Below are 25,352 nucleotides of genomic sequence, written 5' to 3' on the forward strand. Positions count from 1 at the left end.
CTCCCCTCAGCGTCTGGCGACGCGACAATAGGTTATCCCCGTAGTGTAGCCGCAAAATCCAGCATCCGGTTAAGGGGAATTAATGCGCCGGTTCGCAGCGCTTCGTCGACATGGATTTCATGTTCAGCGCCGCCCTGCTCGAGACCCTCGGCAATGGCTTTCAGGCCATTCATCGCCATCCACGGACAATGCGCGCAGCTGCGGCAGGTCGCCCCTTCGCCGGCGGTGGGCGCTTCCAGCAGCGTTTTCTCCGGCACCGCCTGCTGCATTTTATAGAAAATACCGCGATCGGTGGCCACGATCAGCTGGCGCTGGGGCAGGCTTTTCGCCGCCGCAATCAGCTGGCTGGTGGAGCCTACGGCATCGGCCATCTCAACGATCGCCTGCGGCGACTCGGGATGGACCAGCACGGCGGCTTCGGGATGCAGAGCCTTCATCCGCATCAACGCCTGGGTTTTAAACTCGTCGTGCACGATGCACGCCCCCTGCCAGCACAGCACGTCTGCGCCGGTCTGACGCTGAACGTAGCGCCCAAGGTGGCGGTCCGGCGCCCAGAGGATCTTTTGACCAAGACTATCCAGATGGTCAATGAGTTCCACGGCGATGCTGGAGGTCACCACCCAGTCGGCGCGGGCCTTCACCGCGGCGGACGTATTGGCATAGACCACGACGGTGCGGTCAGGATGGGCGTCGCAAAAGGCGTTGAATTCCTCAATCGGACAGCCCAGATCCAATGAACACTCGGCGTTCAGGGTCGGCATCAAAATGGTCTTTTCCGGGCTGAGGATTTTGGCGGTTTCCCCCATAAAACGCACCCCGGCGACCAGCAGCGTGGAGGCCGAATGGCGGGCGCCAAAGCGCGCCATCTCCAGCGAGTCGGCGATACAGCCGCCGGTCTCTTCCGCCAGCTGTTGAATTTCAGGATCGGTGTAGTAATGCGCCACCATCACGGCATCGCGCTCGCGCAGCAGGCGCTTGATTTTTTCGCGGTAAAACTGCTTTTCGTCGACGGTCAGCGGCTGCGGTTTAGCAGGGAAAGGATAAATCGCCGTTTCAGGATCAAACATTACGCTCATCATGCAATCTCGTTTTACTGGCTTAACTCTACAACCGTCAGTATGGCCTGTCAGCGGCTTAACACGGTCATGGTGTTTTATATGCTAAACAAGATAGCCGATTACGAGCTAAAAGTCGTGATGAATTTTGTACATCAGACCCTTTTCCCGGGGACGGTGCTGCGCATCTGCCCGAACGACCGGTTCGTACCCTGTGCAGGCACGGTAAGCGCAGCGTGACCGTGGGAAAATGATGAATTAAGAAATTATTAACATTGATGAGTGGCAGGGAAAATGCAGATAGCAAAAAGGCGCCTTTAGGGCGCCTTTTTACATTGGTGGGTCGTGCAGGATGACTCGGCTTCGCCTCGCCCGGCGGGCCGTCGCCGCAAGCGGCTCCGTTGTCTCACTACGTTCGACCCGAACCTGCTGCAGAGAAACTCGTCTCATCCTGAGACTCGCCCTGCGGGCCAACGCTGCCGCGTTGTTCAAAATTGTTCCCGACAATTTTGTCGAATCGTTGAGTTCTGCGCATAGCAAAAAGGCGCCTTTAGGGCGCCTTTTTACATTGGTGGGTCGTGCAGGATTCGAACCTGCGACCAATTGATTAAAAGTCAACTGCTCTACCAACTGAGCTAACGACCCCTTGCGGGATTTTACTGCTGTCATCATTCAGGATGGTGGGTCGTGCAGGATGCACTCGGCTTCGCCTCGCCCTTCGGGCCGTTGCTGTCGCAACGTTATCCTTCACGTTCAGCATCTGAGTTAAATGCTGAAATTGGTGGGTCGTGCAGGATTCGAACCTGCGACCAATTGATTAAAAGTCAACTGCTCTACCAACTGAGCTAACGACCCGCTCTGGTACTACCTGAATAACTTCACTCGACACCAATTCAGAAATTGGTAGGTCGTGCAGGATGACTCGGCTTTGCCTCGCCCTTCGGGCCGTTGCTGACGCAACGTTATCCTTCACGTTCAGCATCTGAGTTAAATGCTGAAATTGGTGGGTCGTGCAGGATTCGAACCTGCGACCAATTGATTAAAAGTCAACTGCTCTACCAACTGAGCTAACGACCCGAGTGGTGGGTGATGACGGGATCGAACCGCCGACCCCCTCCTTGTAAGGGAGGTGCTCTCCCAGCTGAGCTAATCACCCGAAACTGCGCTGGATACTACCGATACTGCGTCCACCTACCCCATCATAAAAATGATTGGAGTGCAGGATGACTCGCTTCGCTTGCCCTTCGGGCCGTAGCTGAAGCAACGTTATCCTTCACGTTTAACACCGACGTTCGATGTTAAAGATGGTGGGTCGTGCAGGATTCGAACCTGCGACCAATTGATTAAAAGTCAACTGCTCTACCAACTGAGCTAACGACCCGGTGGTGGGTGATGACGGGATCGAACCGCCGACCCCCTCCTTGTAAGGGAGGTGCTCTCCCAGCTGAGCTAATCACCCGATACTACGCTGGATACTACTAAGCGGTGGGTCGTGCAGGATGACTCGGCTTTGCCTCGCCCTACGGGCCGTTGCTGACGCAACGTTATCCTTCACGTTTTACTATCGCGTTCCACCAGAACGATTGGTGGGTCGTGCAGGATTCGAACCTGCGACCAATTGATTAAAAGTCAACTGCTCTACCAACTGAGCTAACGACCCACTCTGGCATTGCTTTGGGCTTGTTTGATATCCCTTGGCAACGGCGGCATATATTACTGATTTCAGAATTCAGCGCAACTAAAATTTCGATAAAGATCACTTAACTGCTGGCGATTCAGGCGACAAGACCAGAAATAACGCGATTTCTGGTCATGCCGTAATCAACCAAGAGCATTAAGTCGTTTTTGCGCTTGTTTCGCACCGTCGGTGCCGGGGAATTTGTTGATCACCTGCTGGTAAACCGCTTTCGCTTTCGCGGTATCACCTTTGTCCTGCATGATCACGCCGACTTTAAACATCGCGTCAGGCGCTTTTGGCGATTTCGGGTAGTTCTTCACCACCGAAGCGAAGTAAAACGCCGCGTCGTCTTTTCTCCCCTTATTGTAGTTCAACTGCCCGAGCCAGTAGTTAGCGTTTGGCTGGTAGGTTGAATCCGGGTACTTTTTGACGAAGTTTTGAAACGCCACCATCGCGTCATCCTGGCGTGAGGCATCCTTCACCAGGGCAATAGCGGCATTATAATCGGTGTTCGCATCGCCGGTCATCGCCGGGGCGCCTGAGGTGGCCGCTGGCGCTGCGCTGGTGGCAGCCGCGCTCTGATCGCCAGAAGACGACGGAGCCTGCGCACCTGATGCTGCGCCGCCACCGCTGCTCAGACTATCTATCTGCAGCAGAATCTGTTTCTGGCGCTCAACGATCTGATTCAGCTGGTACTGGTTCTCCTGGATCTGCCCGCGGAGAGAATCAATGTCAGTCTGGTTATCAGAGAGTTGTTGCTGGAGTTGGGTTAAAAGCTGGCTGTGAGCATTGGAAATACGCTCGAGTTGAGTGACGCGGTCTTCGACCGAGCCTGAGCCGACACTACTGATTGGCGCCTGAGCAAAAGCGGCCCAGGGGGCCGCTATGCCAACCAGTAACGACAGACTCAATAAATGATGTCTGAAGTTACTGCTCATGCAATTCTCTTAGTAAACCAGTACGGCGCGACGGTTTTTGGCATATGCCGCTTCGTCATGACCCAGTACTGCTGGTTTTTCTTTACCGTAAGAAACGATGGAGATCTGATCGGCAGAAACACCTTTGCCCTGCAGATACATCTTAACGGCGTTAGCACGACGCTCACCCAGAGCGATGTTGTATTCCGGCGTACCGCGCTCATCCGCGTGACCTTCTACAGTCACTTTGTAGGACGGGTTGCTGCGCAGGAAGTTAGCGTGCGCGTCCAGCATAGCAGCGAAGTCAGAACGGATATCGTACTTGTCGAGATCGAAGTAAACGATGTTGTTCTGCTGCAGCTGCTGCATCTGCAGACGAGCTTGCTCTTCAGAAGACATGTTGCCGCCGTTACCGTTAGCGTCCATACCAGTGCCGGCACCCAGCATGCCTTCACCGCTCTGGTCGTTGCTGGCGTTCTTGTTAGAAGAACATGCCGCGATTGCCATAACCGGCAGAGCGATCATCAGCCCTTTCAGCACTTTGTTCAGTTGCATTTCTTTGATTCCTTTAATAATCAATTATTTATTATCACAGATACGGCGACCAGGCAGGCGATTTTACCTGTCCATCAGTTGCCGGAAGACGCGCTTTGAAACGCCCATCTGTAGAAACCAGATTCAGCACGGATCCCATCCCCTGAGAAGAGCTGTAGATTACCATAGTGCCGTTAGGTGCCAGACTTGGCGTTTCGTCTAAAAACGTTGATGACAGAACCTGTACACCACCCGTTTCCAGATCTTGTTTGGCAATGTGCTGCTGACCGCCGGCCGAGCTGACCATTACCATGGTTTTACCATCCGCGCTCACGTCGGCGTCCTGGTTCTGAGAACCTTCCCAGGTGATACGCTGCGGCGTGCCGCCATTAATGTTGACTTTATATACCTGCGGACGACCTGCCTGGTCAGAAGTGAAGGCCAGATTCTGGCTGTCCGGGAACCAGCTTGGTTCGGTGTTGTTGCTGCGACCGTTGGTCACCTGACGAATCTGACCCGATCCCAGATCCATTACGTACAGGTTCAGGCTACCGGTTTTCGACAGCGCGAACGCCAGTTTAGAACCATCCGGTGAGAACGCCGGGGCGCCGTTGTGCTGCGGGAAGGAGGCGATCTGACGCACAGAGGCGTTCGCCAGGGTCTGAACCACCAGCGCAGAACGACCGCTTTCAAAGGTAACGTAGGCCAGTTTAGAACCGTCCGGAGACCAGGCCGGGGACATCAGCGGCTGGGAGGAACGGTGAACCAGGAACTGGTTGTAACCATCGTAGTCGGACACGCGCAGTTCGTAAGGGTACTGGCCGCCGTTTTTCTGCACCACGTAGGCGATACGGGTACGGAAGGCGCCCTTGATGCCGGTCAGCTTCTCAAATACCGCGTCGCTGGCCGCGTGCGCCGCATAGCGCAGGTACTGCTTAGTGACTTTAAAAGAACCTTGCGCCAGCGTTGTGCCCGGCGCTCCGCCGGTGTCCACCAGTTGATACGCAACCTGATAAGAACCATCCGGATTTTGCGTGACCTGGCCGACGACTACGGCGTCAATACCCAGCGCAGACCAGGCAGCAGGCTGCACTTCCTGGGCACTGGTCGGCTGCTGCGGCAGACGAGAGCGATCCAGCGGATTGAATTTACCGCTGTTGCGCAGGTCAGCTGCCACGATACCACCGACATCTTCCGGCGCAGCGCCCTGGCCGGCCCACTGGAACGGTACCACGCCGATAGGGCGCGCCGAGTCCACCCCCTGGGTGATCTCGATACGTACTTCTGCGTGCAGCACCGCCGCCCACAGCATTAAAAAACCAAATGCTACTCGTAATGCCTGCTTCATCATATCTCCCTTATCCGGGCGGAAAGCCCACGATAATTTAGCAGAATGTTAACAAACTCAAATATACAAAACTACCAAAACCCTGTGACTACCATAGATTGTTTTTCCCCGTTTGCACGGGGAAAAATGTCACTGAGGTTTGAAGTCCAGTGGCGCATTTTTGAAGACTTCATATACTGCCTGGCTAGGTGGTTTCGGAAACTTAGCCTGTCGGGCTGCGGCAAGAGCGGCCTGGCACAGAGCAGGATCACCACCTTCGGACTGTATATTTAACAACAGGCCGTCAGGAGCAAGTTTGATACGCAAGGTACATGTTTTGCCCGCATAGGACGATGCGTCATAAAACTTACTTTCAATCGCCGATTTTATCTGTCCGGCATAGTTGTTGATATCAGCCCCTGAGGCACTGTTTTTAGTATTACCACTCCCGGCAGCGGAGGCATTGTTTCCTTTGGCCCCACCGCCTGTTTTAGGCGCATTCTTACCAGAACTCAGATCGCCGAGCAGGTTGTCAACGCCGTCCGCTTCTTTCGCAGCCGCCGCTTTCTTCGCCGCCGCGGCTTTTGCTGCTGCCGCTTTGGCCGCTTTATCAGCTGCAGCCTTCTCTGCTGCAGCCGCTTTCGCTGCCGCCGCTTTTTCAGCGGCTGCGGCTTTCTCGGCGGCGGCCTTCTCAGCGGCCGCTTTTTGCGCGGCGGCTTTCTCAGCGGCTTTTTCGGCAGCCGCTTTTTCAGCTGCCGCCTGCTTAGCCGCTTCCTGCTGGGCTTTTTTCTCCGCTTCCTGTTGCGCTTTCTTCGCAGCCGCCGCTTCCGCTTTCTTCTGCGCCTCGGCCGCAGCTTTCGCCGCTTCAGCTTCCGCCTGTTTCTTCGCCTCGGCAGCGGCTTTCGCTGCAGCGGCTTCGGCCTGCTTTTTCGCGTCAGCAGCCGCCTTGGCCGCCGCCTGTTCTGCCGCTTTCGCCTGGGCATCCGCCTTCGCTTTCGCCTCGGCGGCCGCTTTGGCAGCGGCTTCCTGCGCTTCTTTTGCCTGTGCGTCCGCTTTGGCTTTTGCCGCCGCGGCGGCCTTGGCAGCCGCTTCTTCAGCCTGCTTCTGCTGCTCCTTCGCTTCTTTCGCCGCTTCCTGCGCCTGCAGCCGCTCCTGTTCGAGCTGTTTCAGCCGTTCCTGTTCCGCCGCCTGTTTCTCACGTAACTCTTCCGCCTGCTGCTGCGCCTGTTTTTCACGCTGTTCAGCGGCGCGACGTGCGCTGGCCTGCTGCTGTTGCTGACGGTTATAGTTATTTACCACCGCCCCCGGATCGACCATGACGGCATCAATCGACGATCCGCCGCCGCCGCCGGCAGAGGCATCCAGATGCTCGTCAAACGAACTCCAGATCAGCAGCGCGATCAGAATGATGTGCAGCGCGACTGAAATGATGATCGCTCGTTTAAGCTTGTCGTTTTGTTCGGTTGCCTTTGACACTATCGGTTCCCAAAAACTGTTCGCCTGTATCCGCGATGCGCACCGACGGCGAGCGATACCCGCCACCGGACGCCGCGCGGACGCACCTACCTGAAGCGATTAAATAGGTTTGGTCATCAAGCCGACCGATTTAACCCCTGCACTATGCAACAGGTTCAGCGCTTTAATAATTTCATCGTAAGGGACGTCTTTCGCACCGCCGATCAGGAATACCGTTTTTTCATTGGCTTCAAGACGACGCTTCGCTTCGGCAATTACCTGCTCCGGCGGCAGCTGGGACAGCGTCTCCTGCCCCACCTTCACGCTGTACTGCCCTACCCCGGAGACTTCCACAATCACCGGCGGATCGTCATTGCTTTTCACCGCTTGCGATTCCGTGGCGTCCGGCAGATCGACTTCCACGCTCTGCGTAATGATCGGCGCCGTTGCCATAAAGATCAGCAGCAGCACCAGCAGGACATCCAGCAGCGGAACGATGTTGATCTCGGACTTCAGTTCGCGACGTCCGCGTCCACGTGCTCTGGCCATGGCTTACCCCTTATTGCTTTCGCTGGTGGTAAAGGCCTGACGGTGCAGAATAGCGGTGAACTCTTCCATAAAGTTGTCGTAATTCAGTTCAAGCTTGTTCACGCGCTGGTTCAGGCGGTTATACGCCATGACCGCCGGGATCGCGGCGAACAGACCAATCGCGGTGGCGATCAGCGCTTCGGCGATACCTGGCGCCACCATCTGCAGGGTGGCCTGCTTCACCGCGCCAAGGGCGATAAAGGCGTGCATAATCCCCCAGACGGTACCGAACAGACCGATATACGGGCTGATCGAGCCTACGGTGCCGAGGAACGGAATATGGGTCTCCAGCGTTTCCAGTTCGCGGTTCATCGAAATACGCATCGCGCGCGATGCCCTTCGACAATCGCTTCCGGCGCATGGCTGTTAGCCCGATGCAGGCGTGCAAACTCTTTGAAACCGCTGTAGAAGATTTGTTCCGAACCGGTCAGGTTATCGCGACGCCCCTGGCTCTCCTGGTACAGACGAGAGAGCTCGATCCCGGACCAGAATTTGTCCTCGAACGCTTCAGCTTCACGCGCGGCCGAGTTAAGGATACGCGTTCTCTGAATAATGATAGCCCAGGAAGCGATAGAAAAACCAATCAAAATCAACATGATAAGTTTTACCAGAAGGCTCGCCTTCAGGAACAAATCAAGGATATTCATGTCAGTCACTGCTTAAACTCCGCGACAATAGACTTGGGAAGCGCACGTGGCTTCATTAAGAGTGGATCAACGCACACAATGAGAACCTCAGCTTCGTTTAACACTGTATTCTCGGCGTTGACGATTCGCTGCGTGAAAACCAAAGAGGTGCCGCGCATCGAGGTAATTTCCGTCTGGACTTCGAGCATGTCGTCGAGCCTGGCGGGGGCAAAATACTCCAGCGTCATTTTGCGAACCACGAAGGCAACGCGTTCAGCCAACAGCACCTGTTGACTAAAGTGATGGTGGCGCAGCATCTCTGTGCGTGCTCTTTCATAAAAAGCGACGTAACTGGCGTGGTAAACCACACCACCGGCATCGGTATCTTCGTAGTAGACCCGAACCGGCCATCGAAACAGCGTTGTATTCACTTTACATCCCGGTAATGCAAAAAAAGGTTAGAGCTTTCAAACTTCGCTACTATACGCGCGGGAAAGGTGGTTTGGAATGGGGGAAAGTAAACGGGGCGTAAATTTTTATGGGCTTATGCAAGCCCATAGCATTAACAGAGATCTCTTATTCAAAAGAAGAAAAAGAAGAGACCTAAAGCGAGCACGATATCAGCGATAAGCGGACAAAAAATCCCCTGCCAGTGAACGGCACGCGGGCGAAAGCCCACGCCGTGAATAACGCCGCTGCAAACCGCCCACATCAGCAAGAAACCATGCCAGATTTCCAGCTCGCTGGTCTTCGCCGCAAAGCGCGACGGATCCCAGAAAATGCAGCCAGCCAGCAGCAGCGCCATCAATAAGGAAAGCGCCCGGAGCGGGCGCTTGTCCATTATCGCGTACAGAGTAGCGATAAATTTCATCAGATTTCTTCTTTCTTCCCGGCTTTGGTGGCTTCCACGTGCTCAAGCGCCAGCGCGGTAATGACCCCAAAAGCACAGGCAAGAAGCGTTCCCAAAATCCATGCGAAGTACCACATATATAGCTCCTTACCTTAGTACAGCGAGTGGGTATTCTTTTCGATGTCTTCGCGCGTGATGCGGCCAAACATCTTCCAGTAACACCAGCTGGTGTAGGCCAGAATGATCGGCACGAAAACAATCGCCACGTAGGTCATCAGGTTCAGCGTCCGCTGACTGGAGGTCGCGTCCCACATTGTCAGGCTGGCGTTCAGCATGGTGCTGGACGGCATGATGAACGGGAACATCGCGATACCGGCAGTCAGAATGATGCAGGCCAGGGTCAGCGAGGAGAACAGGAATGCCCAGGCGCCTTTATCCGCTTTGGTCGAAACGACGGTTAGCAGCGGCAACACCACGCCCAGGGCAGGCACCGCCCACAGCGCTGGCATATTGTTAAAGTTCACCATCCACGCGCCAGCTTCCCGCACCACTTCCTTGGTCAGCGGGTTAGACGGGCCGGTATGGTCAATCACCGATTTCACCACATAGCCGTCGATGCCGTAGTAGACCCACACGCCCGCCAGCGCGAAGCAGACCAGCGTCACCAGCGCCGCCACCATGGAAACGGTGCGAGTACGCAGGTGCAGTTCGCCTACGGTACGCATCTGCAGGTAGGTGGCGCCCTGAGTCAGGATCATCGCCACGCTGACGATACCGGCCAGCAGACCAAACGGGTTCAGCAACTGGAAGAAGTTACCGGTATAGAACAGACGCAGGTATTCATCGACGTGGAACGGCACGCCCTGCAGCAGGTTGCCAAAGGCCACGCCAATCACCAGCGGCGGCACGAAGCTACCGATGAAGATACCCCAGTCCCACATGTTGCGCCAGCGGGTGTCCTCGATCTTAGAACGGTAGTCAAAACCGACCGGACGGAAGAACAGCGAGGCCAGCACCAGAATCATCGCCACATAGAAGCCAGAGAACGCCGCGGCGTAAACCATCGGCCAGGCAGCGAACAGCGCGCCGCCGGCGGTGATCAGCCACACCTGGTTACCGTCCCAGTGCGGGGCGATGGCGTTGATCATAATCCGACGCTCGGTGTCGTTGCGGCCGAGGAAGCGGGTGAGCATGCCCACCCCCATGTCGAACCCGTCGGCGACGGCAAAACCAATCAGCAGAATGCCAATCAGCAGCCACCAGATAAAACGCAATACTTCATAATCGATCATTTGACGACTCCTGTCTTAGCGTGCCGACTGAATAGCCGCAGAGGACTGTTCAAAGTGATAGCGGCCGGTTTTCAGGCTGCTAGGTCCTTTGCGGGCAAACTTGAACATCAGGAACAGTTCAGCCACCAGGAACAGCGTGTACAGACCGCAGATCAGCAACATTGAAAAGATCAGATCGCCCGCGGTTAATGATGAGTTAGCCACCGCCGTCGGCAGGACCTCACCAATCGCCCACGGCTGACGGCCGTATTCGGCAACAAACCAGCCCGACTCCACGGCAATCCACGGCAGCGGCAGGCCGTAGAATGCGGCGCGCAGCAGCCATTTTTTCTCGCCGATGCGGTTACGGATCACGCTCCAGAAGGAGGCGCCTATAATCAGCAGCATCAGGATGCCGCACGCCACCATGATACGGAAGGCGAAGTACAGCGGTGCGACGCTTGGAATGGAGTCTTTGGTCGCTTTGGCGATCTGCTCTTCCGTGGCGTCAGCGACGTTCGGGGTATAGCGCTTCAACAGCAGGCCATAACCGAGGTCCTTCTTCACGTTATTGAACTGGTCACGCACGGCCTGATCGGTTGAACCGGCGCGCAGCTGTTCCAGCAGCGCGTAGGCTTTCATGCCGTTACGGATACGCTCTTCGTGCTGAACCATCAGATCCTTGAGGCCGATAACCGGCTTGTCCACCGAGCGGGTAGCAATGATGCCCAGCGCGTAGGGGATCTGGATCGCAAAGTGGTTGGTCTGCGCATTCTGATCGGGAATACCAAACAGGGTGAAGGCCGCCGGCGCAGGCTGGGTTTCCCACTCTGCTTCGATAGCCGCCAGTTTGGTTTTCTGCACGTCACCCATTTCGTAACCGGATTCGTCACCCAGCACAATAACGGAGAGGATCGCCGCCATACCGAAGCTGGCTGCGATGGCAAAGGAGCGCTTGGCAAAGGCGAAGTCGCGACCTTTCAGCATGTACCAGGAGCTAATCGCCAGGATGAACATCGCGCCGGTGACATAGCCCGACGCCACAGTGTGAACGAATTTCACCTGGGCGACCGGGTTGAGCACCAGTTCAGAGAAGCTGACCATCTCCATACGCATGGTTTCGAAGTTGAAGTCCGATGCGATAGGGTTCTGCATCCAGCCGTTGGCGACAAGGATCCACAGCGCGGAGAGGTTGGAACCCAGCGCAACCAGCCAGGTGACGGCCATGTGCTGAACTTTGCCCAGACGATCCCAACCGAAGAAGAACAGACCTACAAAGGTGGATTCGAGGAAGAAGGCCATCAGACCTTCAATGGCCAGCGGCGCACCAAAGATATCGCCCACGTAGTGTGAGTAATACGACCAGTTAGTCCCGAACTGGAACTCCATGGTCAGACCGGTCGCCACACCCAGCGCGAAGTTGATACCAAACAACTTGCCCCAGAATTTGGTCATATCTTTATAAATCTGTTTGCCGGAAAGGACGTAGACCGTTTCCATGATGGCCAGCAGGAACGCCATACCGAGCGTTAGCGGCACAAACAGGAAGTGGTACATCGCGGTCAAGGCAAACTGTAAGCGCGACAGTTCGACTATATCTAACATCATGACTCCTTGCTCATCGCATGAAGACTCCGAAAATGAACCGAGAAGCTCTGGCTCATACGCATGCCCCAATACAAATTTATTTGTCGCCCGTCCACAGCAGGTTTCAATCGAAGGTAAAACCATGCCAGGGTAAGGTTACAAATACGTTAACGAAAAACCCAATTGATTCCCCAATATATTACGCCGCAATAACCTTACAATAAATATGTTTTTATTGTTCCAGTTTTACATTTTTCGACGGTGATCAATATATAGTGAAGATGGCTGAATTCAGCCAATTTGACTTGAGACAATTTAACGTTTTTTGAGGGATTTTTCCAAGGATTAAGTATTGATATAAATCAATTTTTACTCTATGTGTTAATTATGTAGCCCAATAAAGAATATTGGTGAACTTAATGTTAATTAAGTGTTTAAACTATGGCTTTTCCAGTTACTAAAAAGAGAGATATGAGAATCATAGGTAATATTATTTAACGTCGTGGAAAAAAAACAAAAAAAAGGAACCGATCCGAATAATGTTAGACCGCTCACAGTATTTTATCTTCTTCCTTATCCCCTGCCCCACGCTTTTTCGCTGCCGCTTTTGTTTCCCTACGGTACAGCCGGGGTATATTTTTTTAGCCACTACAGCGCATCGAAAATACTTATTAAATAATAATTTAAATCAATATGATAGATAGGGCTTTTCGCAGAAAATCAATTCGTTGTTGGCGCTGCGGTTCTGACGAGACGGGATAACGGTCACAAAAAAGGCCACCTGACGGTGGCCAACCATGTCGAAATCGGACAGATTTCTGCTTGCGGACAAGCAGAGAGGGTTTACTTGATAATAGCTTTCAGCGCTTCGCCGATGTCGGCCAGGCTGCGAACAGTTTTCACACCCGCCGCTTCCAGCGCTGCGAATTTCTCATCCGCTGTACCTTTACCGCCGGCGATGATAGCGCCCGCGTGGCCCATACGCTTGCCTTTCGGCGCGGTAACGCCCGCGATGTAGCCGACAACCGGCTTAGTGACATGATCTTTAATATAAGCAGCCGCTTCTTCTTCCGCGCTGCCGCCGATCTCACCGATCATGACGATCGCTTCGGTCTGCGGATCTTCCTCGAACATCTTCAGGATATCGATGAAGTTGGAGCCCGGGATCGGGTCGCCGCCGATACCGACGCAGGTAGACTGGCCGAAGCCGTAGTCGGTGGTCTGCTTAACCGCTTCATAGGTCAGGGTGCCGGAACGGGAAACGATGCCCACTTTACCCGGCTTGTGAATGTGACCCGGCATGATGCCGATTTTGCACTCGCCCGGAGTGATAACGCCCGGGCAGTTCGGGCCGATCATACGCACGCCCGCTTCGTCCAGCTTCACCTTCACGGTCAGCATATCCAGCGTTGGGATACCTTCGGTGATGGTGATGATAAGCTTAATGCCCGCGTCGATCGCTTCCAGGATGGAATCTTTGCAGAACGGCGCCGGAACGTAGATCACGGTCGCGGTCGCGCCGGTCGCTTCAACGGCTTCGCGCACGGTGTTGAACACCGGCAGGCCCAGGTGAGTGGTGCCGCCTTTGCCTGGCGTCACGCCGCCAACCATTTGCGTACCGTAAGCGATCGCTTGTTCAGAGTGGAAGGTCCCCTGGCTACCGGTGAAGCCCTGGCAGATAACCTTGGTATCTTTATTAATTAAAACTGACATTATTTCCCCTCCACTGCGGCAACAACCTGCTGTGCTGCGTCCGTCAGACTTTTCGCTGCAATAATATTCAGGCCGCTGTCAGCCAGTTTTTTCGCGCCCAGTTCGGCGTTGTTACCTTCCAGACGAACCACAACCGGAACGTTAACCCCTACTTCCGCTACCGCGCCGATGATGCCGTCAGCGATCAGGTCGCAACGCACGATGCCGCCGAAGATGTTAACCAGCACCGCTTTAACGTTGTCGTCAGAGAGGATGATTTTGAACGCTTCGGTCACGCGCTCTTTGGTCGCGCCGCCGCCTACGTCGAGGAAGTTAGCCGGTTCGCCGCCGTGCAGCTTAACGATGTCCATGGTACCCATCGCCAGGCCTGCGCCGTTAACCATGCAGCCGATGTTGCCGTCCAGCGCGACGTAGTTCAGTTCCCACTGCGCCGCCTGCGCTTCACGTGGGTCTTCCTGAGACTGATCGCGCATTTCGCGCAGATCCGGCTGGCGGAACAGCGCGTTGCCGTCCGCGCCCAGTTTGCCGTCGAGGCAGATCAGGTCGCCCTGCTTGGTGATCACCAGCGGGTTGATCTCGATCAGCGCCAGGTCGCGCTCAAGGAAAATGGTCGCCAGACCCATGAAAATCTTGGTGAACTGCTGAACCTGTTTACCTTCCAGACCCAGTTTGAACGCCAGTTCACGACCCTGGTAAGGCATCGGGCCCGCCAGCGGATCGATGGCGATCTTGTGGATCAGGTGCGGGGTCTCTTCCGCCACTTTCTCGATTTCCACGCCGCCTTCGGTAGACGCCATGAACACCACACGACGGGAGCTACGGTCAACAACCGCGCCCAGGTACAGCTCTTTGTCAATATCGGTCGCCGCTTCAACCAGGATCTGGTTAACCGGCTGGCCGTTCGCATCTGTTTGATAGGTCACCAGACGTTTGCCCAGCCAGTGCTCGGCAAATGCGCGGATCTCTTCTTTGCTCTTAACTACTTTCACACCGCCCGCTTTGCCGCGGCCACCAGCGTGAACCTGACATTTCACTACCCACGGACCCGCGCCGATTTTTGAAGCGGCTTCTTCTGCTTCACGCGGAGTAGTACAGGCATAACCCACCGGCGCCGGTAAGCCATAGCGGGCAAAAAGTTGTTTTGCCTGATATTCATGTAAGTTCATGTGTTCAGTCCATCCTTCAGGGTGTAATTATCTTTAAACCTGTAGGCCTGATAACAGCGCTAACGCGTGTTATCCGGCCTACGGTAGGTAATACGCTTGCTGACTACACGTCCAGCAGCAGACGGGTCGGATCTTCCAGCAGCTCTTTAATCGCCACCAGGAAGCCTACCGATTCACGTCCGTCGATCAGACGGTGGTCATAGGAGAGCGCCAGGTACATCATCGGCAGGATCTCTACCTTGCCATTGACCGCCATCGGACGGTCTTTAATGGCATGCATACCCAGAATAGCGCTCTGCGGTGGGTTGATGATCGGCGTGGACATCAGGGAGCCGAAGACGCCGCCGTTGGTAATAGTGAAGTTACCGCCGGTCAGGTCGTCTACGGTCAGCTTGCCGTCGCGGCCTTTCACTGCCAGCTCTTTGATATTCTTTTCGATATCCGCCATGCCCAGCAGGTCGACGTCACGCAGAACCGGGGTGACCAGACCGCGCGGAGTGGATACGGCCATGCTGACGTCGAAGTAGTTGTGGTACACCACGTCGTCGCCATCGATGGAAGCGTTCACTTCCGGATAGCGTTTCAGCGCTTCCACTACCGCTTTCACGTAGAAGGACATAAAGCCCAGGCGGATGCCATGACGTTTTTCGAACGCCTCACCGTACTGCTTACGCAGATCCATGATGGGCTTCATGTTGACTTCGTTAAAGGTCGTCAGCATGGCGGTAGAGTTTTTCGCTTCCAGCAGACGTTCGGCTACGCGTTTACGCAGACGGGTCATCGGGACGCGTTTTTCCGAACGGTGGCCCAGCTGCGGCGCCGGCGCGGCTGCCGGGGCGGCGGCTGGCGCTTTGGCTTCTGCCGGCGCCGGGGCTTTCGCCAGATGTTTCTCAACGTCTTCGCGGGTCAGACGGCCGCCGACGCCAGTGCCTTTGATGGCCGCTGGGTCAAGGTTGTGTTCAGCCAGCAGACGACGGATCGCCGGGCTCAGCGCGTCGTTGTTCTGCTCTTCCAGAGAGGCCTGCTGACGCTGCGCCGGAGTGGACGCTTTCGCATCGGCTTTCTCGCTGCTTTCTTTACCTGCGCTGTTGCCTTCGCGCAGGCGGCCAAGGATCTGGCGAGACAGGACGGTGGCGCCCTCGTCTTCCAGCACTGCATCCAGAATGCCGTCCGCTGATGCCGGTACTTCCAGTACCACTTTGTCAGTTTCGATTTCGACCAGAACTTCGTCACGGACGACCGCGTCGCCCGGTTTTTTGTGCCAGGTGGCGACGGTTGCGTCAGCTACGGACTCAGGCAGGTCGGGAACCAGAATATCTACGCTACTCATTGTGTATCCTTTAATTAATCGACGTTCAGCGCGTCATTGACCAGATCTTGTTGCTGTTTCTGGTGAACGGACATATACCCTACCGCCGGAGAGGCGGAGGCCGGGCGGCCTGCATAACGCAGAGAGGCCCCAAACGGAATCACTTCACGGAAGTGATGCTGGCTGCAGTACCATGCGCCCTGGTTGAGCGGCTCTTCCTGGCACCAGACAAAATCATGCACGTGCGCATACGCTTTCAGCGCTTCCTGCACCGCCTGATGCGGGAACGGATAGAGCTGCTCGATACGAACGATAGCGACATCTTTTTGCTCGTTTTTGCGGCGCTGTTCCAGCAGGTCGTAGTAAACCTTACCAGAGCACAGCACAACGCGCTTCACAGCCTGCGGATCAAGTTGATCGATTTCACCAATAGCCGGCAGGAAAGTGCCGTTCGCCAGCTCATCCATGCTGGAGACCGCCAGCGGATGACGCAGCAGCGACTTCGGCGACATCACCACCAGCGGACGACGCATACCGCGCAGCGCCTGGCGACGCAGCATGTGATAAACCTGTGCCGGCGTGGACGGCACGCAGACCTGCATGTTTTGTTCAGCGCACAGCTGCAGATAACGCTCCAGACGCGCGGAGGAGTGCTCCGGGCCCTGGCCTTCGTAACCGTGCGGCAGGAGCATCACCAGGCCGCACATCCTTCCCCATTTCTGCTCACCGGAGGAGATGAACTGGTCGATCACCACCTGCGCACCGTTGGCGAAGTCGCCAAACTGCGCTTCCCAGATGGTCAGAGTGCGCGGCTCGGCGGTGGCGTAACCATATTCGAACGCCAGCACCGCTTCTTCAGACAGTACCGAGTCCCAAACGCGGAACTGGCCCTGGCCGTTATGGACATGCTGCAGCGGCGTGTAGGTTGAACCATTGGTCTGGTTATGGATCACCGCATGACGGTGGAAGAAGGTGCCGCGGCCGGAGTCTTCGCCGGACAGACGAACCGGAATACCTTCGTCAACCAGCGTGGCGTAGGCCAGATTTTCGGCGCCGCCCCAGTCAAACAGCTTCTCGCCTGCCGCCATCGCCTGGCGGTCGGCGTAAATTTTCGCCACGCGGGACTGCATTTCGATACCTTCCGGTACCGTGCTGATGCGTTTGGCCAACTCCTGCAGACGTTTCGGCTCAACTTTATCCGGATAGCTCTCGTCCCACTCGTGGTTGAGGTACGGCGACCAGGTAAAGGAATGCATATTCATCGGACGCCATTCCTGCACCACGCATTCGCCGGCATCCAGCGCATCGCGGTAGAGGTTAACCTGCTCGGTCGCATCTTCCAGAGTCGCCACCTTCTCCTGCTCCAGCTTGTCAGCATAGATTTTGCGCGGAGTCGGATGCTTTTTGATCTTCTGATACATCAGCGGCTGGGTTGCGCTCGGCTCATCGGCTTCGTTGTGGCCGTGACGGCGGTAGCACACCAGATCAATGAAGACATCGCGTTTAAAGGTATTGCGGAAATCAAGCGCCAGACGGGTGACGAAGGCGACCGCTTCCGGATCGTCCGCGTTCACGTGGAAAATCGGCGCCTGCACCATTTTACCGATGTCGGTGCAGTACGGCGTCGAGCGCGCATCCAGCGGGTTAGAGGTCGTGAAGCCCACCTGGTTGTTGATAACGATGCGCACGGTACCGCCCACTTCGTAACCGCGGGCTTTGGACATGTTCAGAGTTTCCTGAACCACGCCCTGGCCGGTGACGGCGGCGTCGCCGTGGATGGTAATAGGCAGAACTTTGTTGCTGCTTGGCTCGTCCAGACGATCCAGACGGGCGCGTACGGAACCGATTACCACCGGGCTGACGATCTCGAGGTGCGACGGGTTAAACGCCAGCGCCAGGTGCACCAGACCGCCTTCGGTTTCCATATCGGAAGAGAAGCCCATGTGGTACTTCACGTCGCCGGTGCCGAGGTGTTCTTTATGTTTGCCCGCGAACTCGTCGAACAGGTCCTGCGGTTTTTTACCCAGCACGTTGACCAGCACGTTGAGACGGCCGCGGTGCGCCATGCCCAGCACCACTTCGCGGGTGCCGCTTTTGCCTGCATGGCGGATCATCTCTTTGAGCATCGGGATCAGGGCGTCGCCACCCTCCAGCGAGAAGCGCTTCGCCCCCGGGAATTTGGCGCCGAGGTAGCGCTCCAGACCTTCCGCGGCGGTCAGTTCGCTGAGGAAGCGTTTTTTCTCTTCCGCGGTAAAGCTCGCTTTGCCAGCTACCGATTCAATGCGCTGCTGGATCCAGCGTTTTTCTTCGGTAGAGGTGATATGCATGTATTCCGCGCCGATGGAGCCGCAGTAGGTTTGCTTGAGGGCGGCAATCAGCTCGCCCAGCTTCATCGTGTCTTTACCGATGGCAAATGAACCTACGTTATAGCTTTCCTGGAAATCGGCCTCGGTCAGATCGTGGTAGGCCGGATCGAGATCCGCCACTCTCTCTTGCTTCCACAGCCCCAGCGGATCGAGATTCGCATGCTGGTGGCCACGGAAACGGTATGCGTTGATGAGCTGCAGGACTTTAACCTGCTTCACATTGGTGTCTGGGTCGGAAATCGAAGAAGTGTAACGTGAGGCATCCTTCGCCAGTCGACGGAAATAATCACGCGTTTTGGAATGAAATTGATCCGGTTTAACTCCGGTGCCAGGTAACTGCTGGAACATTGAACGCCAGTTGGCGTCAACAGAGTCAGGATCGGTTAAGAAGTCTTCATAGAGCTGTTCTATCCAGCTCTGGTTCGAACCAGAGAGGTAAGAAGAGTCCAGCCAGGCTTTCATTGCGCCGTTCTGCATCGTGATCCCTTAAGCATTCATATGCTTATTTCGCCGTAGAAACTACCACGCACACCGAGTGCACGTGCCGGGGTTCACTTGTTGCGGACGAGTTGTGGTTTCTATCCGCTAAGGAACCTTTAAAAACTGCCATTAATCTTCAGCGTTCAGGCTGCGGTTGCGTTGGCTGCCTTCGCTTACCCCGGTCACATAGTTCACTATGCTCCCGGGGATGCGCTCAGTTGCCGCCTTACCTCGCACTGAACGCCTCGATTACTGGTACATCTTGTGGCGGTTTTTAAAGATTTCCTGCTATATCCCCCGGCGGCGCTAACGCTTGCCGGGGCTACTGCTTTGGTAGCCCGGATAAGCGCTAGCGCCATCCGGGACAGACCGTGTTGCTTACGCGCTGCGCTGCAGCAGCATCGACTTAATATGGCCGATGGCGCGCGTCGGGTTCAGCCCCTTCGGACACACACTGACGCAGTTCATAATGCTGTGACAGCGGAATACGCTGAAAGCATCGCTCAGGCCGTCCAGGCGCTCGCTGGTTTCGGTATCGCGACTGTCGATCAGGAAGCGATACGCGGCCAGCAGGCCAGCCGGGCCGATGAACTTGTCCGGGTTCCACCAGAACGACGGGCACGAGGTCGAACAGCAGGCGCACAGAATACACTCGTACAGCCCGTCGAGTTTCTCACGCTGCTCAGGCATCTGCAGATGCTCACGAGCCGGAGGATTTTGCCCATTATTCAACAAGTAAGGCTTAATCTTCTCATATTGTGCATAGAATTGCCCCATGTCCACCACCAAATCACGGATAACCGGTAATCCTGGCAGCGGACGGATAACAATCTTCTTGCCCGGCTGATTCAGCGCGGAGATTGGCGTGATGCACGCCAAACCGTTTTTCCCGTTCATGTTCAGACCATCGGACCCGCAGACCCCTTCACGGCAGGAGCGGCGGAACGACAGCGACGGATCTTTTTCTTTCAGCTGGATCAGCGCATCCAGCAGCATCATGTCGCGACCTTCTTCCGCTTCAAGGGTGTAATCCTGCATGTGCGGAGCGTCGTCAACATCCGGGTTATAGCGATAAATTGAAAACTCGAGTTTCATTTTCCTGTCTCCGCATTAGTAAGTACGAATCTTCGGCGGGAATGCCGGACGCAGTTTCGGTTCCATATTGACGCTACGACGCGTCATGGATTCCGACTCTGGCAGGTACAGGGAATGGCACAGCCAGTTTTCATCATCACGATCCGGGAAGTCGAAGCGGCTGTGGGCGCCACGGCTCTCGGTACGGAAGTTAGCGGATACGGCGGTCGCGTAGGCGGTTTCCATCAGGTTATCCAGCTCCAGGCACTCAACGCGCTGGGTGTTGAACTCGCTGGAGGTATCGTCGAGACGGGCGTTTTTCAGGCGCTCGCGGATCACTTTCAGTTGCTCCAGACCTTTGTGCATCGCATCGCCTTCGCGGAACACCGAGAAGTTATGCTGCATACATTCCTGCAGCGCTTTACGAATCGCCACCGGATCTTCACCAGAGCGGGTGTTGTTCCAGCGGTTGAGGCGATCCAGCGAGCCTTCGATATCGGATTCGCTGGCGTCGCGCAGCGTGCCCTGCTCGGCAATGGATTCCTGCAGATGCAGGCCCGCCGCGCGGCCGAAGACTACCAGGTCGAGCAACGAGTTGCCGCCCAGACGGTTGGCGCCGTGGACCGATACGCAGGCGATTTCGCCTACCGCGAACAGGCCCGGGATCACCACGTCTTCGCCCTTCTCATTCACGGTCAACGCCTGGCCGGTGACTTTGGTCGGGATACCGCCCATCATGTAGTGACAGGTTGGGATAACCGGGATCGGCTCTTTCACCGGATCGACGTGGGCAAAGGTACGGGAAAGTTCAAGGATACCCGGCAGACGAGATTCCAGAACCTCTTTACCGAGGTGATCCAGTTTCAGTTTCGCGTGCGGGCCCCACGGACCGTCGCAGCCGCGGCCTTCGCGGATTTCGATCATGATGGAACGCGCCACCACGTCACGGCCCGCCAGGTCTTTAGCGTTCGGGGCATAACGCTCCATAAAGCGTTCGCCGTGTTTGTTCAGCAGGTAACCGCCTTCGCCGCGGCAACCTTCGGTAACCAGAACCCCAGCCCCGGCGATACCGGTCGGGTGGAACTGCCACATTTCCATATCCTGCACCGGCACGCCGGCGCGGATGGCCATCCCGACGCCGTCACCCGTATTGATGTGGGCGTTGGTGGTGGACTGATAGATACGGCCTGCGCCGCCGGTCGCCAGCACGGTGGCGCGGGCTTTAAAGTAGACCACTTCGCCGGTCTCGATGCACAGGGCGGTACAACCGACTACCGCGCCGTCCTGGTTTTTCACCAGATCGAGGGCGTACCATTCGGAGAAGATAGTGGTGTGGTTTTTCAGGTTCTGCTGATACAGAGTGTGCAGCAGGGCGTGACCGGTACGGTCAGCCGCCGCCGCGGTACGCGCCGCCTGTTCGCCGCCGAAGTTCTTCGACTGGCCGCCAAACGGGCGCTGATAAATACGGCCATCGTCAAGACGAGAGAACGGCAGTCCCATGTGCTCCAGCTCAAGAATCGCTTCCGGGCCGGTCTTACACATGTATTCGATGGCGTCCTGGTCGCCGATATAGTCCGACCCTTTTACGGTGTCGTACATATGCCATTCCCAGTTATCTTCATGGGAGTTACCGAGCGCGACGGTGATGCCACCCTGCGCGGATACGGTATGGGAACGGGTAGGGAACACTTTGGAGAGCAGTGCACAAGTCTGTCCGCTCTGGGAAATTTGCAGCGCCGCGCGCATACCTGCGCCGCCGGCACCGATGACAACAGCATCAAACTCTCTGACTGGCAATTTCATTACACACCCCACACCACAACAAATCCATAAAGAACGTAAGCCACCAGCGCCACAACGATAGCCAGTTGCAGAACCAGGCGCAGAGCCAGTGGTTTAACGTAGTCCGTTAACACCTGCCACATCCCGATCCAGGCATGGATGAGAATGGAAACGAGAGCCAGCAGAGTGAAGACCTTAGTGAAGCCGGAGGCAAAGAATCCGGTCCACACTTCCCATGAGATTTCACCGGTGGTGGCGAAGAAGCCAACCATGTAGATGATGTAGAGGGTCAGAACGATGGCGGTAGCACGGACCAGGATAAAGTCATGTACGCCGTTGCGTCCCAGTGCTGAGGCGTTGCTTACCATACGAGGACTCCTGCGAGAAGTGAAAGCACGACAGTAATAACAAAAGAAATTTTGGCGGAACGTTTCCCTGCTTCGAGGGTTTCGTCCAGGTAGCCAAAGTCCATCATCAGATGGCGAATACCGACAACGACGTGATAGGCCAGCGCGGTGAGAATGCCCCACATGATGAACTTCACAAAGAAGCTATCCATGATGGAGGCCGCCGTCAGAAAACCTTCTGGGGAGGAAAGGCTGGTGCCCAGCAGCCAAAGCAGAATTCCGACCGCCACGAAGGTGATAACACCGGAAACGCGATGGAGAATGGACGCTATCGCCGTGATTGGGAACCGTATCGTTTGTAGATCCAGATTGACAGGTCTTTGTTTTTTCACATTTCTTACCATGAATAACGCCCACATGCTGTTCTTATTGTTTCCTTCCTCCGGTCTGCTTGCGGGTCAGACAGCGTCCTTTCTATAACCAGAAGTCATGTTAAAACGTCTTTTCAGGCATTAAAACATCACTAAACAACGCTGGGTGGCTCGGGATTGCAGGGTGTTCCGGAGACCTGGCCGCAGTATAGGCCGTTCACAAAATCATTACAATTAACCTACATATAGTTTGTTGGGTTTTCTCCGGAACAGTGATCAAGGTCACGATACCAACATTTTTTTAATTTTTAATCACCTGATTTGACAAATATTAAACATTCTTGTTACAACCATTACCAGTTAAATGCAATAATGCTCAAAAGTTATGGGGTCACTCTTTCACCTGAGAATAAGTTATGTAACAGTGTGTCAGTATTGACCGATGTAATCAGGACAGTTATTAGTGGTATATAGGTTTTAATATTCGGACTGCTAAAACGCTGATTTGCTGTTGTTTCACCGCAGCCCTGAAGGACGTGCCATCAAGCGCCGTTGCTCTGTACCCTGCCCTTTTCGCTGACGCAGAGCTGTGTGCAACATAACAAACTGGTAACGTATGCAGGCGCGGGCCGAAAGCAAATCCACCACCCGGCAGTCTTAAGCAATAAAGGCGCTAAGGAGACCATAAATGTCTGATGCTAAAGCAAAAATCACCCTGGGTGGTGACACTGCTATTGAACTGGATGTGCTAAAAGGCACGCTCGGTCAGGATGTTATTGATATTCGTAGTCTTGGTTCAAAAGGCGTATTTACCTTTGACCCAGGTTTCACATCAACGGCTTCTTGTGAATCTAAAATTACGTTTATCGATGGTGACGAGGGGATCCTGCTGCACCGCGGCTTCCCGATCGACCAGTTAGCGACCGAATCTAATTATCTTGAAGTCTGTTATATCCTGCTGTACGGCGAAAAGCCGACCCAGGCCGAATATGACGAATTCAAAACTACCGTCACCCGCCACACCATGATTCATGAGCAGATCACCCGTCTGTTCCACGCGTTCCGTCGCGATTCCCACCCGATGGCGGTGATGTGCGGGATCACCGGCGCGCTGGCGGCGTTCTATCATGATTCCCTCGACGTGAATAACCCGCGTCACCGCGAGATTGCCGCCTACCGTCTGCTGTCCAAAATGCCAACCATGGCAGCCATGTGTTACAAGTATTCTATCGGCCAGCCGTTTGTTTATCCGCGCAACGACCTCTCCTACGCCGGCAACTTCCTGCGCATGATGTTTGCGACACCGTGCGAAGAGTATGAAGTCAATCCGGTGCTGGAGCGCGCGATGGATCGTATTCTGATCCTGCACGCCGATCACGAGCAGAACGCGTCGACCTCCACGGTACGTACCGCGGGCTCCTCCGGCGCTAACCCGTTCGCCTGTATCGCTGCGGGCATCGCCTCCCTGTGGGGACCGGCACACGGTGGCGCCAACGAAGCGGCGCTGAAAATGCTGGAAGAGATCAGCTCCGTTGAGCACATTCCGGAATTTGTTCGTCGTGCGAAAGACAAGAATGACTCTTTCCGCCTGATGGGCTTCGGCCATCGTGTTTACAAAAACTACGATCCGCGCGCCACCGTGATGCGTGAAACCTGCCATGAAGTGCTGAAAGAGCTGGGCACCAAAGACGACCTGCTGCAGGTGGCCATGGAGCTGGAGCATATCGCGCTGAACGACCCGTACTTCATCGAGAAGAAACTGTATCCGAACGTCGACTTCTACTCCGGTATCATCCTGAAAGCGATGGGTATTCCGTCCTCCATGTTTACCGTTATCTTCGCCATGGCGCGTACCGTGGGCTGGATTGCGCACTGGAACGAAATGCACAGCGATGGCATGAAGATCGCCCGTCCGCGTCAGCTGTATACCGGCTACGCCAAACGCGATTTCCAGTCCGACATTAAGCGTTAATCTCACTGTCCGGATCATAAAAACGCGCCTGCTGGCGCGTTTTTATGCCTGATAACGCGCTTCATGCTGAAATCGCCCGCCAGCCGGCTTAATGCTGGCATCCTGGACACCAGTAAAATGGCCGCGAGGAGAGCGTCGTCTTCTCAATGATTCTCCCACAGCGTTCGCACCTTTCCCCATCGCGATGGAAGACCTTAAAGCGAAACAGCGCGCCATGATGCTTGTTGTCATCCACCAGACCGCGAGTACGATAGGACAGCCGCGGGTTATCGAGTAGCGCGTGCGCCAGCGCATCCAGCTGACTGTCGCTCAGTTCAGCGGCTTTACGCTTACCGCTTAATCCCACCTGCCAGAGAATTTCTACCCGCAGATAGTTTCCGAGCCCGGCAAGAAAAGCCTGATCCAGCAGCAGGCCGGAAAACTGACGATTGCGGAATTTGGCCGACAGCAGCCGCGCTTTCACCTGCTCCGCGGTTAACGTCATGTCCAGCACGTCCGGTCCGACGCGCAGCAAGAACGGATGGTTGGCAACCTGCTCCGCCGTGAGGATATCAATGTCCGACGCGCTGTAGAGCAAAATCGCCTTGCTGGCGGTCTGCAGCCTGACGCGCAGTACGCGGTTCGATTGCGGCTCAACGCCGGCATCCACCACACGCCAGACGCCGTACAGCTGGTTATGGCTATACAGGGTCAATCCGCCGGAGAAGTGGGTTAACAGGGCCTTGCCGCGGGTGGCGATATGGGTCACCCGCTGACCAATTAGCTGAGTTTGATAGGGTTGCAACTGAGGAAAGGCGAACCAGACGTTGGTTAAGGGTTCGCCTTTGATTGCCGCCTCCAGTTTATCCGCCGCACGGCGGATCTCCGGACCTTCCGGCATACTG

The 25,352-nt window shown here is 55.6% G+C and carries 23 protein-coding genes, 7 tRNA genes, 1 other RNA gene and 1 pseudogene; 3 read left to right on the forward strand and 29 right to left on the reverse strand.

Going from position 1 to position 25,352, the window contains the following annotated elements; all coding sequences use genetic code 11:
* Nucleotides 1–32 precede the first annotated feature (32 nt).
* Nucleotides 33–1,076, reverse strand: a complete 1,044-nt coding sequence (nadA, locus tag LPQ25_RS17985; protein WP_002895074.1) for a quinolinate synthase NadA — start codon at nucleotides 1,074–1,076, stop codon at nucleotides 33–35.
* Nucleotides 1,077–1,145: 69 nt separating this feature from the next.
* Here nadA and LPQ25_RS17990 point away from each other — a divergent pair, with 69 nt between their 5' ends.
* Nucleotides 1,146–1,295 carry a hypothetical protein gene (locus tag LPQ25_RS17990; protein WP_032409073.1) on the forward strand — a complete coding sequence of 50 codons (150 nt, stop codon included), beginning with the start codon at nucleotides 1,146–1,148 and terminating at the stop codon, nucleotides 1,293–1,295.
* Nucleotides 1,296–1,391: 96 nt separating this feature from the next.
* Here the strand turns inward: LPQ25_RS17990 and LPQ25_RS17995 are convergent.
* The 27 genes and pseudogenes from LPQ25_RS17995 to sdhC form a co-directional block, all read right to left on the reverse strand.
* A non-coding RNA gene (locus LPQ25_RS17995) (RtT sRNA) lies at nucleotides 1,392–1,529 on the reverse strand.
* Between the two features lie 95 nt (nucleotides 1,530–1,624).
* Nucleotides 1,625–1,700: transfer RNA gene (locus tag LPQ25_RS18000), tRNA-Lys, on the reverse strand.
* A 134-nt stretch (nucleotides 1,701–1,834) separates the two neighbouring features.
* A tRNA-Lys gene (locus LPQ25_RS18005) sits at nucleotides 1,835–1,910 on the reverse strand.
* Nucleotides 1,911–2,056: 146 nt separating this feature from the next.
* Nucleotides 2,057–2,132 (reverse strand) — tRNA-Lys (locus tag LPQ25_RS18010).
* 3 nt (nucleotides 2,133–2,135) lie between these two features.
* Nucleotides 2,136–2,211 (reverse strand) — tRNA-Val (locus tag LPQ25_RS18015).
* Between the two features lie 149 nt (nucleotides 2,212–2,360).
* Nucleotides 2,361–2,436: transfer RNA gene (locus LPQ25_RS18020), tRNA-Lys, on the reverse strand.
* 2 nt (nucleotides 2,437–2,438) lie between these two features.
* A tRNA-Val gene (locus tag LPQ25_RS18025) sits at nucleotides 2,439–2,514 on the reverse strand.
* Between the two features lie 125 nt (nucleotides 2,515–2,639).
* A tRNA-Lys gene (locus LPQ25_RS18030) sits at nucleotides 2,640–2,715 on the reverse strand.
* Between the two features lie 161 nt (nucleotides 2,716–2,876).
* The gene (gene cpoB, locus LPQ25_RS18035) at nucleotides 2,877–3,671 is read right to left on the reverse strand and encodes a cell division protein CpoB (RefSeq protein WP_002895071.1); all 795 of its coding nucleotides are present in this window, start codon (nucleotides 3,669–3,671) and stop codon (nucleotides 2,877–2,879) included.
* 9 nt (nucleotides 3,672–3,680) lie between these two features.
* Nucleotides 3,681–4,205 carry a peptidoglycan-associated lipoprotein Pal gene (gene pal / locus LPQ25_RS18040; protein ID WP_002895068.1) on the reverse strand — a complete coding sequence of 175 codons (525 nt, stop codon included), beginning with the start codon at nucleotides 4,203–4,205 and terminating at the stop codon, nucleotides 3,681–3,683.
* A 34-nt stretch (nucleotides 4,206–4,239) separates the two neighbouring features.
* Entirely contained in the window at nucleotides 4,240–5,532 is a 1,293-nt protein-coding gene (tolB, locus tag LPQ25_RS18045) for a Tol-Pal system beta propeller repeat protein TolB (protein ID WP_002895066.1), read from the reverse strand.
* A 129-nt stretch (nucleotides 5,533–5,661) separates the two neighbouring features.
* Entirely contained in the window at nucleotides 5,662–6,987 is a 1,326-nt protein-coding gene (tolA, locus tag LPQ25_RS18050; protein WP_004179068.1) for a cell envelope integrity protein TolA, read from the reverse strand.
* A gap of 99 nt (nucleotides 6,988–7,086) precedes the next feature.
* Nucleotides 7,087–7,515, reverse strand: coding sequence for a colicin uptake protein TolR (tolR, locus tag LPQ25_RS18055; RefSeq protein WP_002895061.1), 429 nt, complete (start codon nucleotides 7,513–7,515; stop codon nucleotides 7,087–7,089).
* A 3-nt stretch (nucleotides 7,516–7,518) separates the two neighbouring features.
* Nucleotides 7,519–8,210, reverse strand: a pseudogene (gene tolQ, locus LPQ25_RS18060) (Tol-Pal system protein TolQ).
* Complete coding sequence (ybgC, locus tag LPQ25_RS18065) at nucleotides 8,207–8,611, reverse strand: tol-pal system-associated acyl-CoA thioesterase (protein ID WP_002895056.1); 405 nt, start codon at nucleotides 8,609–8,611, stop codon at nucleotides 8,207–8,209. Before ybgC ends, tolQ begins: the two are co-directional and overlap by 4 nt.
* A gap of 149 nt (nucleotides 8,612–8,760) precedes the next feature.
* Nucleotides 8,761–9,051, reverse strand: a complete 291-nt coding sequence (ybgE, locus tag LPQ25_RS18070; protein WP_002895053.1) for a cyd operon protein YbgE — start codon at nucleotides 9,049–9,051, stop codon at nucleotides 8,761–8,763.
* Entirely contained in the window at nucleotides 9,051–9,167 is a 117-nt protein-coding gene (cydX, locus tag LPQ25_RS18075) for a cytochrome bd-I oxidase subunit CydX (protein WP_002895051.1), read from the reverse strand. Before cydX ends, ybgE begins: the two co-directional genes overlap by 1 nt.
* Before the next feature lie 15 nt (nucleotides 9,168–9,182).
* The gene (gene cydB, locus LPQ25_RS18080) at nucleotides 9,183–10,322 is read right to left on the reverse strand and encodes a cytochrome d ubiquinol oxidase subunit II (protein WP_002895049.1); all 1,140 of its coding nucleotides are present in this window, start codon (nucleotides 10,320–10,322) and stop codon (nucleotides 9,183–9,185) included.
* Between the two features lie 15 nt (nucleotides 10,323–10,337).
* The gene (gene cydA, locus LPQ25_RS18085) at nucleotides 10,338–11,906 is read right to left on the reverse strand and encodes a cytochrome ubiquinol oxidase subunit I (RefSeq protein WP_002895047.1); all 1,569 of its coding nucleotides are present in this window, start codon (nucleotides 11,904–11,906) and stop codon (nucleotides 10,338–10,340) included.
* Nucleotides 11,907–12,731: 825 nt separating this feature from the next.
* Nucleotides 12,732–13,601 carry a succinate--CoA ligase subunit alpha gene (sucD, locus tag LPQ25_RS18090; protein WP_002895043.1) on the reverse strand — a complete coding sequence of 290 codons (870 nt, stop codon included), beginning with the start codon at nucleotides 13,599–13,601 and terminating at the stop codon, nucleotides 12,732–12,734.
* Nucleotides 13,601–14,767: an ADP-forming succinate--CoA ligase subunit beta gene (sucC, locus tag LPQ25_RS18095; protein ID WP_002895039.1), complete on the reverse strand. Its 1,167-nt coding sequence runs from the start codon at nucleotides 14,765–14,767 to the stop codon at nucleotides 13,601–13,603. The genes sucD and sucC overlap by 1 nt, the downstream gene beginning before the upstream one ends.
* Before the next feature lie 103 nt (nucleotides 14,768–14,870).
* Nucleotides 14,871–16,097 carry a 2-oxoglutarate dehydrogenase complex dihydrolipoyllysine-residue succinyltransferase gene (odhB, locus tag LPQ25_RS18100; protein ID WP_004142209.1) on the reverse strand — a complete coding sequence of 409 codons (1,227 nt, stop codon included), beginning with the start codon at nucleotides 16,095–16,097 and terminating at the stop codon, nucleotides 14,871–14,873.
* A 14-nt stretch (nucleotides 16,098–16,111) separates the two neighbouring features.
* Nucleotides 16,112–18,919 (reverse strand): 2-oxoglutarate dehydrogenase E1 component, encoded by a 2,808-nt coding sequence (gene sucA, locus LPQ25_RS18105; protein WP_004147623.1) that lies wholly within the window; start codon nucleotides 18,917–18,919, stop codon nucleotides 16,112–16,114.
* Between the two features lie 381 nt (nucleotides 18,920–19,300).
* Nucleotides 19,301–20,017: a succinate dehydrogenase iron-sulfur subunit SdhB gene (gene sdhB / locus LPQ25_RS18110; RefSeq protein WP_002894954.1), complete on the reverse strand. Its 717-nt coding sequence runs from the start codon at nucleotides 20,015–20,017 to the stop codon at nucleotides 19,301–19,303.
* A 15-nt stretch (nucleotides 20,018–20,032) separates the two neighbouring features.
* Nucleotides 20,033–21,799 (reverse strand): succinate dehydrogenase flavoprotein subunit, encoded by a 1,767-nt coding sequence (sdhA, locus tag LPQ25_RS18115; RefSeq protein ID WP_004179067.1) that lies wholly within the window; start codon nucleotides 21,797–21,799, stop codon nucleotides 20,033–20,035.
* Nucleotides 21,799–22,146 (reverse strand): succinate dehydrogenase membrane anchor subunit, encoded by a 348-nt coding sequence (gene sdhD / locus LPQ25_RS18120; protein WP_002894949.1) that lies wholly within the window; start codon nucleotides 22,144–22,146, stop codon nucleotides 21,799–21,801. The genes sdhA and sdhD overlap by 1 nt, the downstream gene beginning before the upstream one ends.
* Entirely contained in the window at nucleotides 22,140–22,544 is a 405-nt protein-coding gene (sdhC, locus tag LPQ25_RS18125) for a succinate dehydrogenase cytochrome b556 subunit (RefSeq protein WP_004142216.1), read from the reverse strand. Before sdhC ends, sdhD begins: the two co-directional genes overlap by 7 nt.
* 324 nt (nucleotides 22,545–22,868) lie before the next feature.
* Here sdhC and LPQ25_RS27435 point away from each other — a divergent pair, with 324 nt between their 5' ends.
* Nucleotides 22,869–22,970 (forward strand): hypothetical protein, encoded by a 102-nt coding sequence (locus LPQ25_RS27435; protein WP_418133188.1) that lies wholly within the window; start codon nucleotides 22,869–22,871, stop codon nucleotides 22,968–22,970.
* Nucleotides 22,971–23,184: 214 nt separating this feature from the next.
* The gene (gene gltA / locus LPQ25_RS18130) at nucleotides 23,185–24,468 is read left to right on the forward strand and encodes a citrate synthase (RefSeq protein ID WP_002894943.1); all 1,284 of its coding nucleotides are present in this window, start codon (nucleotides 23,185–23,187) and stop codon (nucleotides 24,466–24,468) included.
* An 88-nt stretch (nucleotides 24,469–24,556) separates the two neighbouring features.
* Here gltA and nei read toward each other — a convergent pair whose 3' ends face one another.
* Complete coding sequence (gene nei / locus LPQ25_RS18135) at nucleotides 24,557–25,348, reverse strand: endonuclease VIII (protein ID WP_048336738.1); 792 nt, start codon at nucleotides 25,346–25,348, stop codon at nucleotides 24,557–24,559.
* Between the last annotated feature and the right edge of the window lie 4 nt (nucleotides 25,349–25,352).

It is taken from the genome of Klebsiella sp. KPN54798 (assembly GCF_021184225.1).
Taxonomy (GTDB): domain Bacteria; phylum Pseudomonadota; class Gammaproteobacteria; order Enterobacterales; family Enterobacteriaceae; genus Klebsiella; species Klebsiella pneumoniae.

Bases quoted from the DNA above. Each gene is read 5' to 3' on its own strand.
- nadA (WP_002895074.1), bottom strand. From the start codon at position 1,076: ATGAGCGTAATGTTTGATCCTGAAACGGCGATTTATCCTTTCCCTGCT.
- tolR (WP_002895061.1), bottom strand. From the start codon at position 7,515: ATGGCCAGAGCACGTGGACGCGGACGTCGCGAACTGAAGTCCGAGATC.
- LPQ25_RS27435 (WP_418133188.1), top strand. From the start codon at position 22,869: ATGCTCAAAAGTTATGGGGTCACTCTTTCACCTGAGAATAAGTTATGT.
- cydX (WP_002895051.1), bottom strand. From the start codon at position 9,167: ATGTGGTACTTCGCATGGATTTTGGGAACGCTTCTTGCCTGTGCTTTT.
- sdhC (WP_004142216.1), bottom strand. From the start codon at position 22,544: ATGTGGGCGTTATTCATGGTAAGAAATGTGAAAAAACAAAGACCTGTC.
- odhB (WP_004142209.1), bottom strand. From the start codon at position 16,097: ATGAGTAGCGTAGATATTCTGGTTCCCGACCTGCCTGAGTCCGTAGCT.
- sucC (WP_002895039.1), bottom strand. From the start codon at position 14,767: ATGAACTTACATGAATATCAGGCAAAACAACTTTTTGCCCGCTATGGC.
- LPQ25_RS17990 (WP_032409073.1), top strand. From the start codon at position 1,146: ATGGTGTTTTATATGCTAAACAAGATAGCCGATTACGAGCTAAAAGTC.
- sucD (WP_002895043.1), bottom strand. From the start codon at position 13,601: ATGTCAGTTTTAATTAATAAAGATACCAAGGTTATCTGCCAGGGCTTC.
- cydA (WP_002895047.1), bottom strand. From the start codon at position 11,906: ATGTTAGATATAGTCGAACTGTCGCGCTTACAGTTTGCCTTGACCGCG.
- sdhD (WP_002894949.1), bottom strand. From the start codon at position 22,146: ATGGTAAGCAACGCCTCAGCACTGGGACGCAACGGCGTACATGACTTT.
- gltA (WP_002894943.1), top strand. From the start codon at position 23,185: ATGTCTGATGCTAAAGCAAAAATCACCCTGGGTGGTGACACTGCTATT.
- pal (WP_002895068.1), bottom strand. From the start codon at position 4,205: ATGCAACTGAACAAAGTGCTGAAAGGGCTGATGATCGCTCTGCCGGTT.
- sdhA (WP_004179067.1), bottom strand. From the start codon at position 21,799: ATGAAATTGCCAGTCAGAGAGTTTGATGCTGTTGTCATCGGTGCCGGC.
- sdhB (WP_002894954.1), bottom strand. From the start codon at position 20,017: ATGAAACTCGAGTTTTCAATTTATCGCTATAACCCGGATGTTGACGAC.
- cydB (WP_002895049.1), bottom strand. From the start codon at position 10,322: ATGATCGATTATGAAGTATTGCGTTTTATCTGGTGGCTGCTGATTGGC.
- sucA (WP_004147623.1), bottom strand. From the start codon at position 18,919: ATGCAGAACGGCGCAATGAAAGCCTGGCTGGACTCTTCTTACCTCTCT.
- cpoB (WP_002895071.1), bottom strand. From the start codon at position 3,671: ATGAGCAGTAACTTCAGACATCATTTATTGAGTCTGTCGTTACTGGTT.
- ybgE (WP_002895053.1), bottom strand. From the start codon at position 9,051: ATGAAATTTATCGCTACTCTGTACGCGATAATGGACAAGCGCCCGCTC.
- nei (WP_048336738.1), bottom strand. From the start codon at position 25,348: ATGCCGGAAGGTCCGGAGATCCGCCGTGCGGCGGATAAACTGGAGGCG.
- tolB (WP_002895066.1), bottom strand. From the start codon at position 5,532: ATGAAGCAGGCATTACGAGTAGCATTTGGTTTTTTAATGCTGTGGGCG.